Annotated in this window: 12 protein-coding genes and 2 pseudogenes; 6 read left to right on the top strand and 8 right to left on the bottom strand. The window is 68.6% G+C overall.

Annotation, left to right across the window (positions count from 1 at the left end; translation table 11 throughout):
- Nucleotides 1-10 precede the first annotated feature (10 nt).
- A pseudogene (locus MILUP08_RS06730) lies at nucleotides 11-1,431 on the top strand (DUF3427 domain-containing protein); the annotation flags it as partial.
- Between the two features lie 37 nt (nucleotides 1,432-1,468).
- Here MILUP08_RS06730 and MILUP08_RS06725 read toward each other — a convergent pair.
- From MILUP08_RS06725 to MILUP08_RS06705, 6 genes and pseudogenes are all read right to left on the bottom strand, one after another.
- The gene (locus MILUP08_RS06725; protein WP_007455977.1) at nucleotides 1,469-3,307 is read right to left on the bottom strand and encodes a DUF262 domain-containing protein; all 1,839 of its coding nucleotides are present in this window, start codon (nucleotides 3,305-3,307) and stop codon (nucleotides 1,469-1,471) included.
- A gap of 96 nt (nucleotides 3,308-3,403) precedes the next feature.
- Nucleotides 3,404-3,847, bottom strand: coding sequence for an MMPL family transporter (locus MILUP08_RS36560; protein WP_007455976.1), 444 nt, complete (start codon nucleotides 3,845-3,847; stop codon nucleotides 3,404-3,406).
- 121 nt (nucleotides 3,848-3,968) lie between these two features.
- Nucleotides 3,969-4,055 (bottom strand): annotated as a pseudogene (locus MILUP08_RS37255) (hypothetical protein); the annotation flags it as partial.
- 159 nt (nucleotides 4,056-4,214) lie between these two features.
- On the bottom strand, nucleotides 4,215-5,117 hold the full coding sequence (locus tag MILUP08_RS06715; protein ID WP_007455974.1) for an IS5 family transposase: 903 nt from the start codon (nucleotides 5,115-5,117) through the stop codon (nucleotides 4,215-4,217).
- A gap of 529 nt (nucleotides 5,118-5,646) precedes the next feature.
- A complete protein-coding gene (locus MILUP08_RS06710; RefSeq protein ID WP_007455971.1) occupies nucleotides 5,647-6,708 on the bottom strand; it encodes an FAD-binding oxidoreductase in 1,062 nt (353 codons plus the stop codon).
- On the bottom strand, nucleotides 6,705-6,995 hold the full coding sequence (locus MILUP08_RS06705) for a hypothetical protein (protein ID WP_007455970.1): 291 nt from the start codon (nucleotides 6,993-6,995) through the stop codon (nucleotides 6,705-6,707). The genes MILUP08_RS06710 and MILUP08_RS06705 overlap by 4 nt, the downstream gene beginning before the upstream one ends.
- 209 nt (nucleotides 6,996-7,204) lie before the next feature.
- Between MILUP08_RS06705 and MILUP08_RS36245 the strand changes: the two genes are divergently transcribed.
- The 5 genes from MILUP08_RS36245 to MILUP08_RS06685 all read left to right on the top strand — a co-directional run bounded on the left by MILUP08_RS36245 (nucleotide 7,205) and on the right by MILUP08_RS06685 (nucleotide 9,735).
- Nucleotides 7,205-7,849, top strand: coding sequence for a helix-turn-helix domain-containing protein (locus MILUP08_RS36245; RefSeq protein WP_337588093.1), 645 nt, complete (start codon nucleotides 7,205-7,207; stop codon nucleotides 7,847-7,849).
- Nucleotides 7,837-8,388, top strand: a complete 552-nt coding sequence (locus tag MILUP08_RS36240; protein WP_007455968.1) for a hypothetical protein — start codon at nucleotides 7,837-7,839, stop codon at nucleotides 8,386-8,388. Before MILUP08_RS36245 ends, MILUP08_RS36240 begins: the two co-directional genes overlap by 13 nt.
- Nucleotides 8,385-8,924 carry a cysteine hydrolase family protein gene (locus tag MILUP08_RS06695; RefSeq protein WP_007455965.1) on the top strand — a complete coding sequence of 180 codons (540 nt, stop codon included), beginning with the start codon at nucleotides 8,385-8,387 and terminating at the stop codon, nucleotides 8,922-8,924. The genes MILUP08_RS36240 and MILUP08_RS06695 overlap by 4 nt, the downstream gene beginning before the upstream one ends.
- 68 nt (nucleotides 8,925-8,992) lie before the next feature.
- Entirely contained in the window at nucleotides 8,993-9,505 is a 513-nt protein-coding gene (locus MILUP08_RS06690) for a flavoprotein (RefSeq protein ID WP_007455963.1), read from the top strand.
- 38 nt (nucleotides 9,506-9,543) lie between these two features.
- Nucleotides 9,544-9,735: a hypothetical protein gene (locus MILUP08_RS06685; RefSeq protein WP_007455961.1), complete on the top strand. Its 192-nt coding sequence runs from the start codon at nucleotides 9,544-9,546 to the stop codon at nucleotides 9,733-9,735.
- 112 nt (nucleotides 9,736-9,847) lie between these two features.
- Here the strand turns inward: MILUP08_RS06685 and MILUP08_RS06680 are convergent, their stop codons facing one another.
- Both MILUP08_RS06680 and MILUP08_RS06675 read right to left on the bottom strand, forming a co-directional pair.
- Entirely contained in the window at nucleotides 9,848-11,101 is a 1,254-nt protein-coding gene (locus MILUP08_RS06680) for a poly(ethylene terephthalate) hydrolase family protein (protein WP_007455959.1), read from the bottom strand.
- Nucleotides 11,098-12,210, bottom strand: coding sequence for a ricin-type beta-trefoil lectin domain protein (locus MILUP08_RS06675; RefSeq protein ID WP_007455956.1), 1,113 nt, complete (start codon nucleotides 12,208-12,210; stop codon nucleotides 11,098-11,100). The genes MILUP08_RS06680 and MILUP08_RS06675 overlap by 4 nt, the downstream gene beginning before the upstream one ends.
- Nucleotides 12,211-12,397 lie beyond the last annotated feature (187 nt).

Genomic DNA, 12,397 nt, shown 5'->3' with positions numbered 1-12,397 from the left:
CTGTTCACCGTTGCGGGCGCTCGGGTTCTGCGTGAGCATCGGGCACGCCGAGTTCATGGCGGACTGGTTCACCAAGCACGGCGTACCGTCGGCGGCGGTGACCTCGCGGGTCGACGCCGCCGGGCGGCAGGCGTTGCTGACCGCCTTCCGCAAGCGTGAGCTGCGGGTGCTCTTCACCGTCGACCTGTTCAACGAGGGCGTCGACCTGCCGATGGTCGACACGATCCTCAGGCTGCGCCCCACAGAGAGCGCCACGATCTTCCTGCAGCAGCTCGGTCGTGGTCTGCGCCTGGACGACGACAAGTCCTGCCTGACCGTGCTCGACTTCATCGGCGGCCAAAACGCCAACTTCCGGTTCGACCTGCGCTGGCAGGCGCTGACAGGCGACAGCCGTCGGGCCGTCGAGGCGGCCGTCCGGGATGACTTCCCGTCGCTGCCGAGTGGCTGCCACATCGAGCTGGACCGGGTGGCGAAGGAGGTCGTGCTCGCCAACCTGAAGTCGACCCTGCCGACGTCGAAGAACGGCCTGGTGGCGGAGCTGCGGCAGCTCGGCGATGTGAGCCTGGCCGAGTTCCTGCGCGAGACCGGCCTAAAGATTGAGGACGTCTACCGGTCGGCGAGCATCGGCGGGTGGCGCGGGCTGCGCCGTCTCGTGGGCATCGACAGCTCGGCCGCCGGCCCGGACGACCGCGAGCTCGCCCGGGCCATCGTGTGGATGCTGCACATCGATGACGTCGACCGCCTGGACCTCCTCGCTCGGGTCGCGGGCAGCGAACACCCCGGCGGCGGCCCGCTGCTGGACATGCTGCACTTCAGTGTCTGTGGGCCGCCGGTGCCGCTGACCGAGCGCGACGCCCGGCTGAAGCGGCTCTGGGCGGAGCCGGCGCGCTGCGCGGAGCTGCGCCAGGTCGCCGAGGTGCTGCGGGATCGGATCCACCGGGTGTCGGTGGCGCCGGAGTCGGGGCGGGTGCCGCTGCGGGTGCACGCGCGCTACAGCCGCAACGAGGCGTGCGCGGCCTTCGGGATGACGAAGCCGGGATCGCTACGCGAGGGGGTGAAGTGGCTAGCCGACGAGAAGGCGGACCTCTTCTTCGTCACCCTGGTCAAGTCCGCGAAACACTACTCCCCCACGACGATGTACACCGACCGGGCCATCACCGACAGCCTGTTCCACTGGGAGTCGCAGAGCACCACTTCGTCAACGTCGATGACCGGCCAGCGCTACATCCACCACGTTGAGCGCAGGTCGACGGTGCATCTGTTCGTCCGGGAGACCAAGATCGCCGGCGGCGCGCTGGGCGTGCCGGCATATCTATACGCCGGGCCCATGACCTACCGGTCGCACACCGGCGACCGACGCAGATCGAGTGGCAACTGAGCCACCCGCTCCCGGCCGACATGTACTCGGCCGCTCGGGCGATCGCCGCCTGAGCGACGACCGCCCGAACTCGACTGAGCTACCTGCGCGTCAGCTTGGCCGTGGCCAAGCCGTGTTGGCGAGGTTGGCGAGCACCAGGCTCCGCATCCAGACGTGGTCCTCGGTCCACCCTCCGGACCAGTTGGGGATCTTTCCGTCTGGCACGCCCGGAGATGCTTGCAGGACACTGGCGGCGGTCAGCAGCAACACCGCGTGATTGGTCAGTGCCACCCGCTTGGCGGACCAAGGCCCATTGCTGATCGACGAGTTGAGCTTGGTGGTAGTTAGGGTCAGGTTGCCGAGCATGTGAATGACTTCGTCCCGTCGCTCCCTGGCCTTCTCGGCGGGCACCTCGGTGGGAAGCGGGTAGTGCTGCTCCCACTGCTGCGGGAGCAGGTGCTCGACACTGAGCTTGGCCGCCTGAGCCGGGCTAAAGCCCATCTCCGACTTTTCACCTCGCAGCTGGGCTTCCAAGCCGCCGAGAAGGACACGCAGCCGGGGACCGCGCAGCAGCCTGTACAGGTTCCGCTGAAGCAGACCCGTCGCGAACTCGCCGTCCTCCGGCCAGTAGCGCGAGTCGGCGGTCTGCCCGGCGAGCTGGTCCCGCAGCTGCTCACCGGCGACGGTGTCGTCGACCTTGCGGAGGTTCTGCAGCACCGAAAGAAACAGCCGGTTGTAGTCCTTGGTCGTCAGGCCGCAGACGAACCGCCGGACGATGAAGGATTCGATGGCGCCGGCGGCGATGGCACGTTGCTTGGCGCTGATGCCGTCCTTCGCCTGCAGGTGCAGCAGGATCGGCACCGGCGTGGTGGTGCTGAGCAGGTCGAGCACCTGCAGGAGACGGCCGGTCGGGTCTGAGCCGGGCAGGCTCTCCATGCGCTGCATGGCATGGCCGTGGTGGGCCAGGTCGGCCAGGACCTCTGCAGCGGACGCCTTCTTCTCCCCCAGCCACCGGCGGAAGTCGGCGAACAGCTGCTCCACGGGAACTTCCAGCCCAGTCCGGATTGACAGCCAGTAGGAGAGCAGCAGGTCGATGCGGGCTCGCCTGAACCGGCCCGTGGTGACCTCCTCACCCCACCGCGCGGCTTCGAGCGGCACCCAATACTTCTGGTGCAGGTCAGTCACGTCCTCGCCCTGCTGCTCGGCCAGCCGGAACAGGGTGTTCTTCACCAGGTCGGAGGCGCGCAGGCGGGTGCCCCGGTCGTTCAGCGTCTCGAAGATGACCTGGGCGTCGTCGTGCCCCTCCAACTGGATCTCCACCAGACCCAGGCGCTCCCGAAGGGCGATGACCAGCGCATCGGCCCGCTCGACGGGTTCGGTTGTTTCGGCAAGCCAGGCACGCAGCTCGTCGTCGAAGTACCGGCGCGCTGCGATCAGCCGGTGTTCCCCGGGCCGCTCCGCAGGAAGCTTCGCGGCGAAGAGCGCCTTGAACGCGTCGCGGTCCGGCAGCGACGGCCAGACCTTGTAACGCTCGTACGGGTGCTGCTTGTGGATCAGCTGCTCGGTGTTGTTGAGCAGCAGCTTCAGCAGCCCCTCGGCGTTCTCGGCACCGTGCTCCCGCGCGGCGACCCAGCAGGCGGCGAGCAGGACCTGGAGGGTCGTTAGGCGCTGCTGCCCGTCGATCACGTTCATCGCGAGGATCCGGCCGGGCGCCGGAGGCATCCGCTCCAGCACGATCGCCCCGAGGAAGTGGGTGCGCGGTGTCGCGGTGTACGCGTCGGGGACCCCGCTCATCTCCGTCTCAACCTCCTCGGCCGCCGCCCGGACGTCCGACCAGAGCGGTGCCCAGTTGCGCTCCTCGTCCCAGACGTAGGGGCGCTGGAAGACGGGAACCACGTGGCGCCGGTCAGTGCCGAAGATATGAACAAGCTGGACAGTATCCGCCTTCATGCACGCACTCCCCTACTCAGCGATGCGGGAACAGTACTGGCACCAGCCCGTCGGTGTAAGCCTCGCCGTGCCGTCCAAGGCATCTAGGCCAGCGCTTCATGCGGTTACTCGAAGCGGCGGGCGGAAGAGCAGGAAAAAGATGTAGTCGGTGCCGATGCCGAACAACACGATCAGCAGGATCGTCTGCAGATCCTGACTGACACTGAGATCGAATGCCTTGCCCGCGGCGGCGACGAGACCCGTCGTGATGCTCAGAACGACGCCGACGACCACCACGGGCAGCAGCGCGGCGATGGGGCTGCGGAAGATGATCAGGATTAGTCCGATGATCAGGATGATCGTCGCGACGCCGACCACGGCGAAGGCATCGTTGAAGGTGTCCTCGTTGTCGACGAAGCTCGCCACGTCGCCGGCCACGCCCGCGGTCAGCCCACTGTTCGCCAGCTCCGGGCCGATGTCCGCGCGCAGATCGCGTACGACGTCGAGCAACGCCGGGTCGTCTGGGGCCGGGGCGTCGAGCCCGACGTTGACCGCCTGCACCGACTTTGTCCGGCGCCACAGCTGGCGGACTGGTCAGGTAGCCGGTCGTGTGGGGGATGTTCTTGGCCTTGAGCGACTGGGCGAGCTGGCCCACTCTCGCCTCGTCCGCCGGCGTGAGCTTCTGTCCGTCGGCGCGCTTGACCACGATGATCGCCGTCGCTGTGGCCTGCTGCGGAAACGCCTTCTGCCCGAGCTCGGTGGCCTGCACGGACTCGTACGAGCGGGGCAGGAAGCTTTCCTGATCGGCGGAGGTGATGGCGCTCAGCGATGGTGTGGTGAGGATGATGGCGGCTGCCGCGAGCACCCACCCGGCAATCACCCACCACGCTTTGCCCACAACGAATCTGCCCAGCCGCTAGCCCGTGTTTCATAAAGCTCGGAGGTACTGGTTGATGGCGGCGATGGTCAGGGTGGCTTCGTAGCGGACGGCCAGCTTGTCGTAGCGGGTGGCCATGGCGCGGTGTTGCTTGAGCTGGTTGATGCCGCACTCGACTGCGTGGCGTCGGCGGTAGGTTTCAGGACTGAAGGCGGGTGGCCGGCCGCCGCGGGAGCCTTTCGCGAGGCGGTGGGCGTCTTGGTCGCTCTTGCTCGGGATGCAGGCCTTGATTCCGCGTCGGCGCAGGTATGCGCGGTTGGCCTTGGACGTGTAGGCCCGGTCCGCCAAGATCTGCTGCGGGCGGGTCCGGGGCCTACCGGGCCCGGACCGGGTGACGCGGATACGGTCGAGGACCGTGGTGAATTGCGGGCTGTCACCGCGATGTCCGGCCGTGACGACGGTGGCCAGGACCTTGCGGCCCTGTTCACAGGCAAGATGAGTCTTGGTGGTCCACCCGCCCCGCGACCGGCCCAGCGCGTGATCGGCAGGCTCGGCATGGATCCCGCCGGGTGGTTCTTTCTGCCGATCGCCGTCACGACGGGCACCGGCGGCGTGTTGATGGGCGCGGCTGATCGTGGAGTCGACGCTGACGCTCCAGTCGATGCGCCCGGCCGCGTCGGCGGCGGCTTGGAGCCCGGCCAGGATGCGGGCCCAGGTGCCGTCACGTTGCCAGCGGCGGAACCATCGATACAGCGTTTGCCATGGGGCGTAGTTCGCGGGCACGTCGCGCCAGGGTGCACCGGTGCGTACCCGCCACCGTATGCCGTCGATGATCTGTCGTCTGGTCCACTTGCACGGTCTTCCCCGCGACGATTCCGCAGGCAGCAACGGGTGCAGGTGCTGCCACTGGATGTCGCTCAGGTCATGCCGCGCCGCCGCCGCTAGGCTGGCCACGAGGTCTCCGGTATTCAGGTTTGCTTGGTCGCTAACCCACTTACCGGAGACCTCTTCAGTTATCGATCACCGCCACGCCGTGACCTCACCCGGCCCACGCCCACTTACGAAACACGGCCTAGGTCTGGATCCGCTCGCTCTTCAGGATGGGGCCGCCGGTCGATTCGACGGTCGTGTAGAAGTCGACGTCGTACTAAGCAAGGCTCAGCCACTGTCGCCTGACCCCATCCAGCAGGTCACGCATCCGGATGTCCTGGTAAATCCGGCGGGTGTGTCCTGTCGTACCGAAGTCTCGTCTGGTGGGTCTGCCAGGTGCGCAGGGCGTTCTTGATGCGGTGGTTCTCGGCCGGGGCGAGGCCGAGTTGGCGGCCCTGTTCGTGCAACTCGTGGGCGAGGCGGTGGAGCAGCGCGTTGACGTGCTCGGGTTCGTAGCCACGGCGTCCGAGTCGGGTGCGGGGCAGGTCGAGGGTGGTGATCCGGTCGGGGCTGAGCGGGCCGGTGAGGGTGTGTCGACTGCGGTAGACGGCCGTCAGCGGGTGAAGCTCTCGGGCAGGTGGATGCGGACGGCGGGGACGTCGAGGGCGAACAGCCGTCGTCGCGCGGCGGCCAGCATCGCGGGCGGGCCACACAGGTAGATGTGCTGGTCGGGGCGGTGGTGGTCGAGGGCGATGGTGAGGGCGTCGCCTTGCTCTGCGGGCTCGGCGCAGGGGTCGTCGGAGAACGCCGGCACGATCGTCAGCCAGTCGTGGGCGCATTGCAGCTTGTCGAGCGCTATCGCGTCGTACAGGTCGACAAAGGCGCGGACGCCGACGACCAGGGTGACCTGCCGGCCGCCCGGTGCGGCGGCGACCTGTTCGACCAGGGCGCGCAGCGGCGCCAGGCCGGTGCCACCGGCGACGAGCAGCAGATCGCCGGTACGCGTCGGGTCGAGGCGTAGACCGGTGTTGCCGGGTGGGCCGAGCCAGAGCAGCTCTCCGGGGCGTACCTCATGGACCAGGCGGTGGGAGACGGCGCCGGCGGGTACGGCGCGGACGTGCAGCTCGACGGTGCCGTCGGCGCGTGGGAGGTTGGCCGGGGAGAGCCAGCGCCAGCGGCCGGGCAGTCGTGGTGTGCAGACGGGGATGGCCTGGCCGGGGTGGTGGGGCAGCCGCCGCCAGGGACGTACCGTCAGGATGGCGATGCCCGGCGACGGCCGTTCGTGGCCGATCACCTGGGCGGGCCACCAGGCCGGGCCGCCGCCGACGCCGGCGGCGGCGCGACGGACGGCGTGCGTGGCGTAGTCCACGGCTCGCTCCCCGACGGTCGTCCACAGGGGATGCGGTGCGTGCCGGGCCAGGGTGGCGAGCAGCGCGTCGCCGATGGTGGTGGCGTGTGGGAGCAGGTCGTAGCGGCGGTACGCGCGGCCGAGCACCATCAGCAGCGCCGCGTGGCCCGCCCGGTCGTCATCGCCGGCCACGAGACCGCCAAGCGCGGCGAAGAACAGCGACGCCTCGCGCTGCGGCAGCAGCCTGGGACGGCGGTCCTCCAGGGTGCACCAGAAGTCGGCGGCCGCCCGGTCGTCGACCGACGCCCAGGCGGCGGCGAGGCTCATGCGGCCATCTCGAACGCCCGCTTGACCTGGGCAATCCGGCCGTCCGGCAGCTCGGCCGCCCTCAGGACGGCCTCCAGGTAGTCGACGACCCGCCGATGCTGCGCCTCCGACAGCCCCAGACCGCACCATTGGGTTGCGTTCTCGTCGAGCATGGTCACCAGGTGCGCGGCGAGCCGGCCCAGATCAACCCCGATGAGGTACGGCGACAGCTCCGCGTCCGCCGCCACCAGGCGCAGCCAGCGGGCGACCAGGTCGGCCGGTGTCGTGGGTTGTTCAGGGGTGGTCATGGCGGCTCCGAGACGTCGACGGATGGAGTGGCGCCGGGGCGGGCGGGTGCGGGGCTGCACTGTTGAGGGTCGGCGCAGCTCCGGAGCCAGCACCCGCCCCGGGCCATGCGTCTACCCTGGCCAGGCGCTCGGCTTCCCGGTATGACTACTCGCTGTATCTGCGCTGTACCTACGCTGCACCGGGAGCCGATAGGCTGCCGGAAGCGGCCATGATGCGATGGGAGGCGAATGCTTTGCCGACTGTCGAGGCGTGGACAGGTCGCGAAACCCGTGCGCTGCGCCAAGCGCTGCGGATGAGCATTCGCGACTTCGCGGAGAACCTCGGTGTCAGTGAGCGCACGGTCTCCAAGTGGGAGGCAGGCCGAGAAGCAGTTCATCCTCGGCCGGAGATGCAGGCCGCTCTGGACACCATGCTGGGTAGAGCCGGCAGTCAGGTGGCAGATCGCTTCGTCAGCACCACCAGCAGAGCCGTCCCCCACCCCAGCACCGTTAGCACGGGCTATCGGGTGCAGTCCCACAAGTTCATACCGGCCTACGTGGGTGCAGCCGCAGCCGGCGAGTTGATGGCGCAAGGAGGCTTCCAGCCACGTCACCACGAGTGGCTGGAGGTTGCAGCCGCGGGGTTACCACACGCCGCGGGAACGTGTACCGCTCACGTCTTCGCCTGCGGTGTCGTGGTACTGCACATCGCGCAGGATCTGCACTTTTCCGCTCTGGCCGCCCTGGCGGCATGGCGATACGCCAGCTACGAGAATGACTGCCCTGGGCGGCCGATCAGGTTGCAGAACTTCTATCGCCTCTTCCGTCCTCCGCCCACGTCGGGCCCGAGTACGTGCTGTCGATGTACGTCCTAGAGGAGTCTGCCTGGACGGGGGACGAGCTTGAGAACGCCCTGCGCTTGATGAGCCTGCCGTCCGTGCTGGTCAACCGTTACGCGAAGTCCTGTCCCGAACCAGTGGGTGACCACGTCGAGCGCCGGTTGCTAGCCCTAGGCTTCGATCAGCCCTCCCTTCAGCCCTTCGGGGTGCAGGGAGTCTCGGTCGGCTACGCCAGTTGGGCAGGAGTCGCCTACCATGCCCTGTCACCCGAGCGGGCGCTCATGGTTGACGACCTGGTGTCCTGTGAGGTGGACGTGCAGATGCTTTGGGCCTACTGCCGCCACATCGAGCGACAGGTCGAAGACGGGCGAGACCCGGTGGTGCCGCCCGAATTCGGCTGGCGTTTTCTGCGCGCTGCCCACTCCCGATTGACGACAGCCAGGGCCCGCGGGACAGCGCAGCACTGCATGATGCGCGAGGCGACGCTCTCAACGAGCGGCCTACCGGCACGTCTGATGCAGGCGCAGGTCGCCCTTCGCGAGACTGCGGCGTTGAGTGGCAGAGTCGACGGATGAGTGAGAGACGTGCCGCGCTGATCGTCATCGACATGCAGAACGGCTTCATCAACGATCGAAGCCGGGGCGTCATCCCGAAGGTCGTCGAGCTGGTCGAGCATTGGGAGGCGACCGGGCGGCCGGTGGTGTTCACTCGCTACCACAACTACCTCGGCAGCCCATTCGAACGACTGATCCATTGGTCCTCGGTGCGGCATCCTCCCGAGACGGAGATCGTGCCCGAGCTGGCGGAGCATGTGAGCCGTGCCAGAGCGGTGATCGACAAGAAGATCTACTCGTACTTCTCCTCCGATGGCGCTGCCCTGACGGACCAGGAGGCATGGACCGACCTGCTGTTCTGTGGTGTAGCGACGGAGAGTTGCGTGTTGAAGTCAGCGGTCGACGCCTTCGAACGTGACCTGACACCGTGGTTCGTGACGGACGCGTCCGCCAGCCACGGCGGACAACCCGCACACGAGGCGGGCCTGTTGGTTGCCCGCCGGTTCATCGGAGCCGGGCAGCTTATCAGCACCGACGACGTGCGCGTAAAATTTTGAGAGGCGCCGCGAGGACGCGGCTCGTATCCACTCGATCGAACGTCGTCCGACTCGGGCAGACTGCGGTCATGACGGAACGCCCGGTGCTGTATCTGGTCGTCTGCGCCGCTGGCCCCGCGGAGCACATCGACGAGCTGGTCGACCTGCTGATCGCCGACGGGTGGCAGGTGTGCATGATCGTCAGCCCCACCGCCGCGCCGTGGCTCGACCGAGCGGCGTTGCAAGACAAGACCGGCTATCTCGTACGCGTCGAGTGGCGGATGCCCGGCGACCCGGAGCCACACCCGCCGGCCGACGTGGTGCTGGCCGCGCCGGTCACATTCAACACGGTGACGAAGTGGGCGCTGGGCATCAACGACACATTGGCGCTCGGCGTCCTCAACGAGTCGCTGGGTGCGGGCCTGCCCATTCTTGCCTTTCCACACGTCAAGGCCGAACTTTCCGCCCATCCGGCGTATGCGGATCACGTGGCGACGCTGCGCGGGGCCGGTGTTGCCGTCGCCGACGGGAAGCTGCTCAACCGGGCTCCGGATCGTTGGAGCGTGGTCATCGAGGCGCTGCGGATCGTTCGTCCGTCCTGAGGATCGCCATCCTCCCACATCGGGCGGCCCTTGGAGATATGCGCCGTGCGCGAACCAGCCTCACGCAGACCCGGATTGCCGACCGCGACCTGAGCGCACCGCCGTACCTCTACGCCGGCACCATGACGTACGAGTCGCACACCGGCGACCGGCCTATGCGGATTCTTTGGCGGCTCCGCCCCGCCCTACCTGCCGACGTCTGGGCCACCACCCGCACCATCGCCGCGTAGCCGGCTCACCGCGCCCTCGGCGCTGGCGTCACCTGACGCTGGCCGAGGACGCGGCGATCAACCGGTGGCTGCGCTCCAAGCCAGACGGCGGGCGTTCACCGCCGACGACTGCTCACGGGCTGGCGCAGGTCGGTGACGTGGCGGCTGGCGTACCGGAGCCGAGGAAGCCGAAGCTCGTCGTGCCGCCCGGGGCCAGCGACCCGTTGTAGGAGACGTTGCGGATCGTCGCCGTCGAGCCGCTGGTGCTCAGGGTTCCGCTCCAGACTTGGCTGATGCTCTGGCCATTGTTCAGCCCCCACGTGACGGTCCAGCCGTTGATGGCGGCGGTGCCGGCGGTCACGGTGACCTCACCCTGGAAGCCGCCGGACCACGCGTTGACGGTGCGGTAGGTCGCGGTGCAGGGGGCGCCGGAGGGTGGTGGCGTGGTCGGCGCACTCGTGGTTGGCGGCGCGGACGTGGGCGGGCTGGACGTGGGCGGTGTCGTCGGCCCGTCCGGTGGCACCAGGGGGCAGGTGGCGTTGTACCGCGAGACGCCGGTGCTGTTGCCCAGGGGGCAGAGGAACTGGGTGTAGCGGGTGTCGTTGTCCAGGAACGTCTTGAGCCAGGGGATCAGGAGTCGCATCTCGGTGGGGTTCGACCTGGTGAACGACAGGTGGTCGTTGCCGGCCAGCTCCGCCCAGGCATGCTCCACGCCGGCGGGCAGGGTGTTGTAGATGCCCTGCACGTAGGAGGGCGTGACAGTGCCGTCGTTCTGCCCCGACAGGAGCATGGTGGGGACCTGGGTGGTGGACATGTTCAGGTTGTTGCCGGGCGTGCCTGGTGCGAGGCCGACCGCCGTCTTCAGGGTCGGCCTCCGGAGGGAGGCGAGGAGGGTTCCGGCGCCGCCCGCCGAGTGGCCCATGACGCCGAGCCGGTTGGCGTCGACCCGGTCGCGGATCGGGCTGGTGCGGGTGAGGTAGTCCAGTGCGGCGAGGAGCTGGGTGGCGCGGGCGTCGGCGCCGTCGCTGCGGCTGTTGGTCTCGATGCCGATCACCACGAACCCGAAGGACGCCAGCCAGGGGCCCATCCAGGCTTCCTCGTTGGCGAACAGGGCGGAGTAGCCGGGAACGATCGCCACCGCGCCCCAGGTGCCCTGGCTGGTGTCGGTCGGGTAGTAGACGTACCCGCCGTTGAAGCCGTTGCCCGCGGGCACTGTCGCCTGCGTCGTGGCGAACGGACCGCGGGTGGCGGCGACGCTGGCCGGGGTCGGATCCGGACCCCGTTGGTACGGGCTGTCCGCGGCAGCCGCGTCCCGAGTCGCCGTGGCCATCGCCAGGCCGAGGGCCACCGCGAGCGCGGCAGTCAGCCATCGTGTGGGCTGCTTCATCGCCGGCTCCACTGCTGGTTGGCCTGGCCGGTGCAGGTCCAGAGGACGATCTTCGTGCCGTTGGCGGTGCCCTGGTTGTACGGGTCGAGGCAGAGGCCGGACTGGACTCCGGTGATGGTGCCGTTGGCGTTGATGTTCCACTGCTGGTTCGTGCCGCCGTGGCAGTCGTAGATGGTGACCTGGGTGCCGGGTGTGGTGCCGTAGCCGGCGGCGTCGAGGCACTTGTTGCCGTAGACGGTGAGCGTCTTGGTGGACGTGTAGGTCCACTGCTGGTTGGTGCCGCCGTGGCAGTCCCACAGGGCTACCTGGGTGCCGTTGGTGGTGGAGGAGCCGGGGACGTCGACGCACCTGCCGGAGCGGGTGCCCACGATCGTGGCGGTCTGTCCGCCGCCGCTGCCCGGGTTGCCGATGCTTCCGGGGACCGACTGCAACGCGCTGTACCAGCGGGCGGCCATCTTGTCGTAGCCGCCGGCGGTGGGGTGGACGCCGTCGATCAGGTCGGCGGTGGTGAGGGCGCTGTGCATGTCGACCACGTGCACCCGCTTACCGGCGTTGACCTTGCTCTGCACGATGCCGGGGATCGCCGCGTTGAAGGTGCGAGCGGCGGCGTCCTGGCCGCTGTTGGAGATCGGGATGATCTGCGCCACGAACACCTCAGCGCTGGGCACGGTGGTGGTGATCTTGTCGATCAGCGTGGAGAGGCGGTTCGGGGCGGTGCTCACGTTGTAGTTCTGCAGGATGTCGTTGGTGCCGATGTGCAGCAGGACGGTCTGCGGTCGTTGGGTGTTCAGCCAGCCGACGATGTTCGCGTCGATCTGGTCGATGCGCCAGCCCGGGTGCCCCTGGTGGTCGTGGTCACCGAGGCTGGCCGGCCCGTTGAACTGCGATCCGACGAAGTCCACCGTGTACCTGTTGGTGGCGAGGCGCTGCCAGAGCCCGATCCGGTACCCGCCGGGCACCTGGGTGCCCTCGGTGATGGAGTCGCCGAGCGGCATCACCCGCACGCCGCCGTTGGATTCCGCGTTGGCCGGCCCGGTGGGTGTCACCACTCCGGCGATGACGACGCCGAGCGCGGCGAGCGTCGCGAGCCATCGTGCCCTCGTTCGCATAGCTTTCTCCCTGGTTGGTCGAGCTGGCCGAGGGCATGGGCCGGCCGGCGGGGGCCACCACGGGCAGCCGGCGACCGTCGGGGAGCGGGGCCGGCCGGACCGAGCAGCCGCCGGCTGCCGGGGGGTTCCCCGGCGTACGCCGATAGTCACATCGGCATGGCGTTACTGCCTCAGCACTGGGACGAGT

The organism is Micromonospora lupini str. Lupac 08 (assembly GCF_000297395.2).
GTDB lineage: Bacteria > Actinomycetota > Actinomycetes > Mycobacteriales > Micromonosporaceae > Micromonospora > Micromonospora lupini.
The sequence above is the reverse complement of the archived record's forward strand: the minus strand, read 5'-3'. Positions and strand labels throughout refer to the sequence as shown.

Coding starts and splice junctions, on each gene's coding strand:
- MILUP08_RS06685 (WP_007455961.1), top strand. CDS start 9,544: ATGCGCCGTGCGCGAACCAGCCTCACGCAGACCCGGATTGCCGACCGC.
- MILUP08_RS36240 (WP_007455968.1), top strand. CDS start 7,837: ATGTACGTCCTAGAGGAGTCTGCCTGGACGGGGGACGAGCTTGAGAAC.
- MILUP08_RS06705 (WP_007455970.1), bottom strand. CDS start 6,995: ATGACCACCCCTGAACAACCCACGACACCGGCCGACCTGGTCGCCCGC.
- MILUP08_RS06710 (WP_007455971.1), bottom strand. CDS start 6,708: ATGAGCCTCGCCGCCGCCTGGGCGTCGGTCGACGACCGGGCGGCCGCC.
- MILUP08_RS06695 (WP_007455965.1), top strand. CDS start 8,385: ATGAGTGAGAGACGTGCCGCGCTGATCGTCATCGACATGCAGAACGGC.
- MILUP08_RS36245 (WP_337588093.1), top strand. CDS start 7,205: ATGATGCGATGGGAGGCGAATGCTTTGCCGACTGTCGAGGCGTGGACA.
- MILUP08_RS06675 (WP_007455956.1), bottom strand. CDS start 12,210: ATGCGAACGAGGGCACGATGGCTCGCGACGCTCGCCGCGCTCGGCGTC.
- MILUP08_RS06690 (WP_007455963.1), top strand. CDS start 8,993: ATGACGGAACGCCCGGTGCTGTATCTGGTCGTCTGCGCCGCTGGCCCC.
- MILUP08_RS06680 (WP_007455959.1), bottom strand. CDS start 11,101: ATGAAGCAGCCCACACGATGGCTGACTGCCGCGCTCGCGGTGGCCCTC.
- MILUP08_RS06725 (WP_007455977.1), bottom strand. CDS start 3,307: ATGAAGGCGGATACTGTCCAGCTTGTTCATATCTTCGGCACTGACCGG.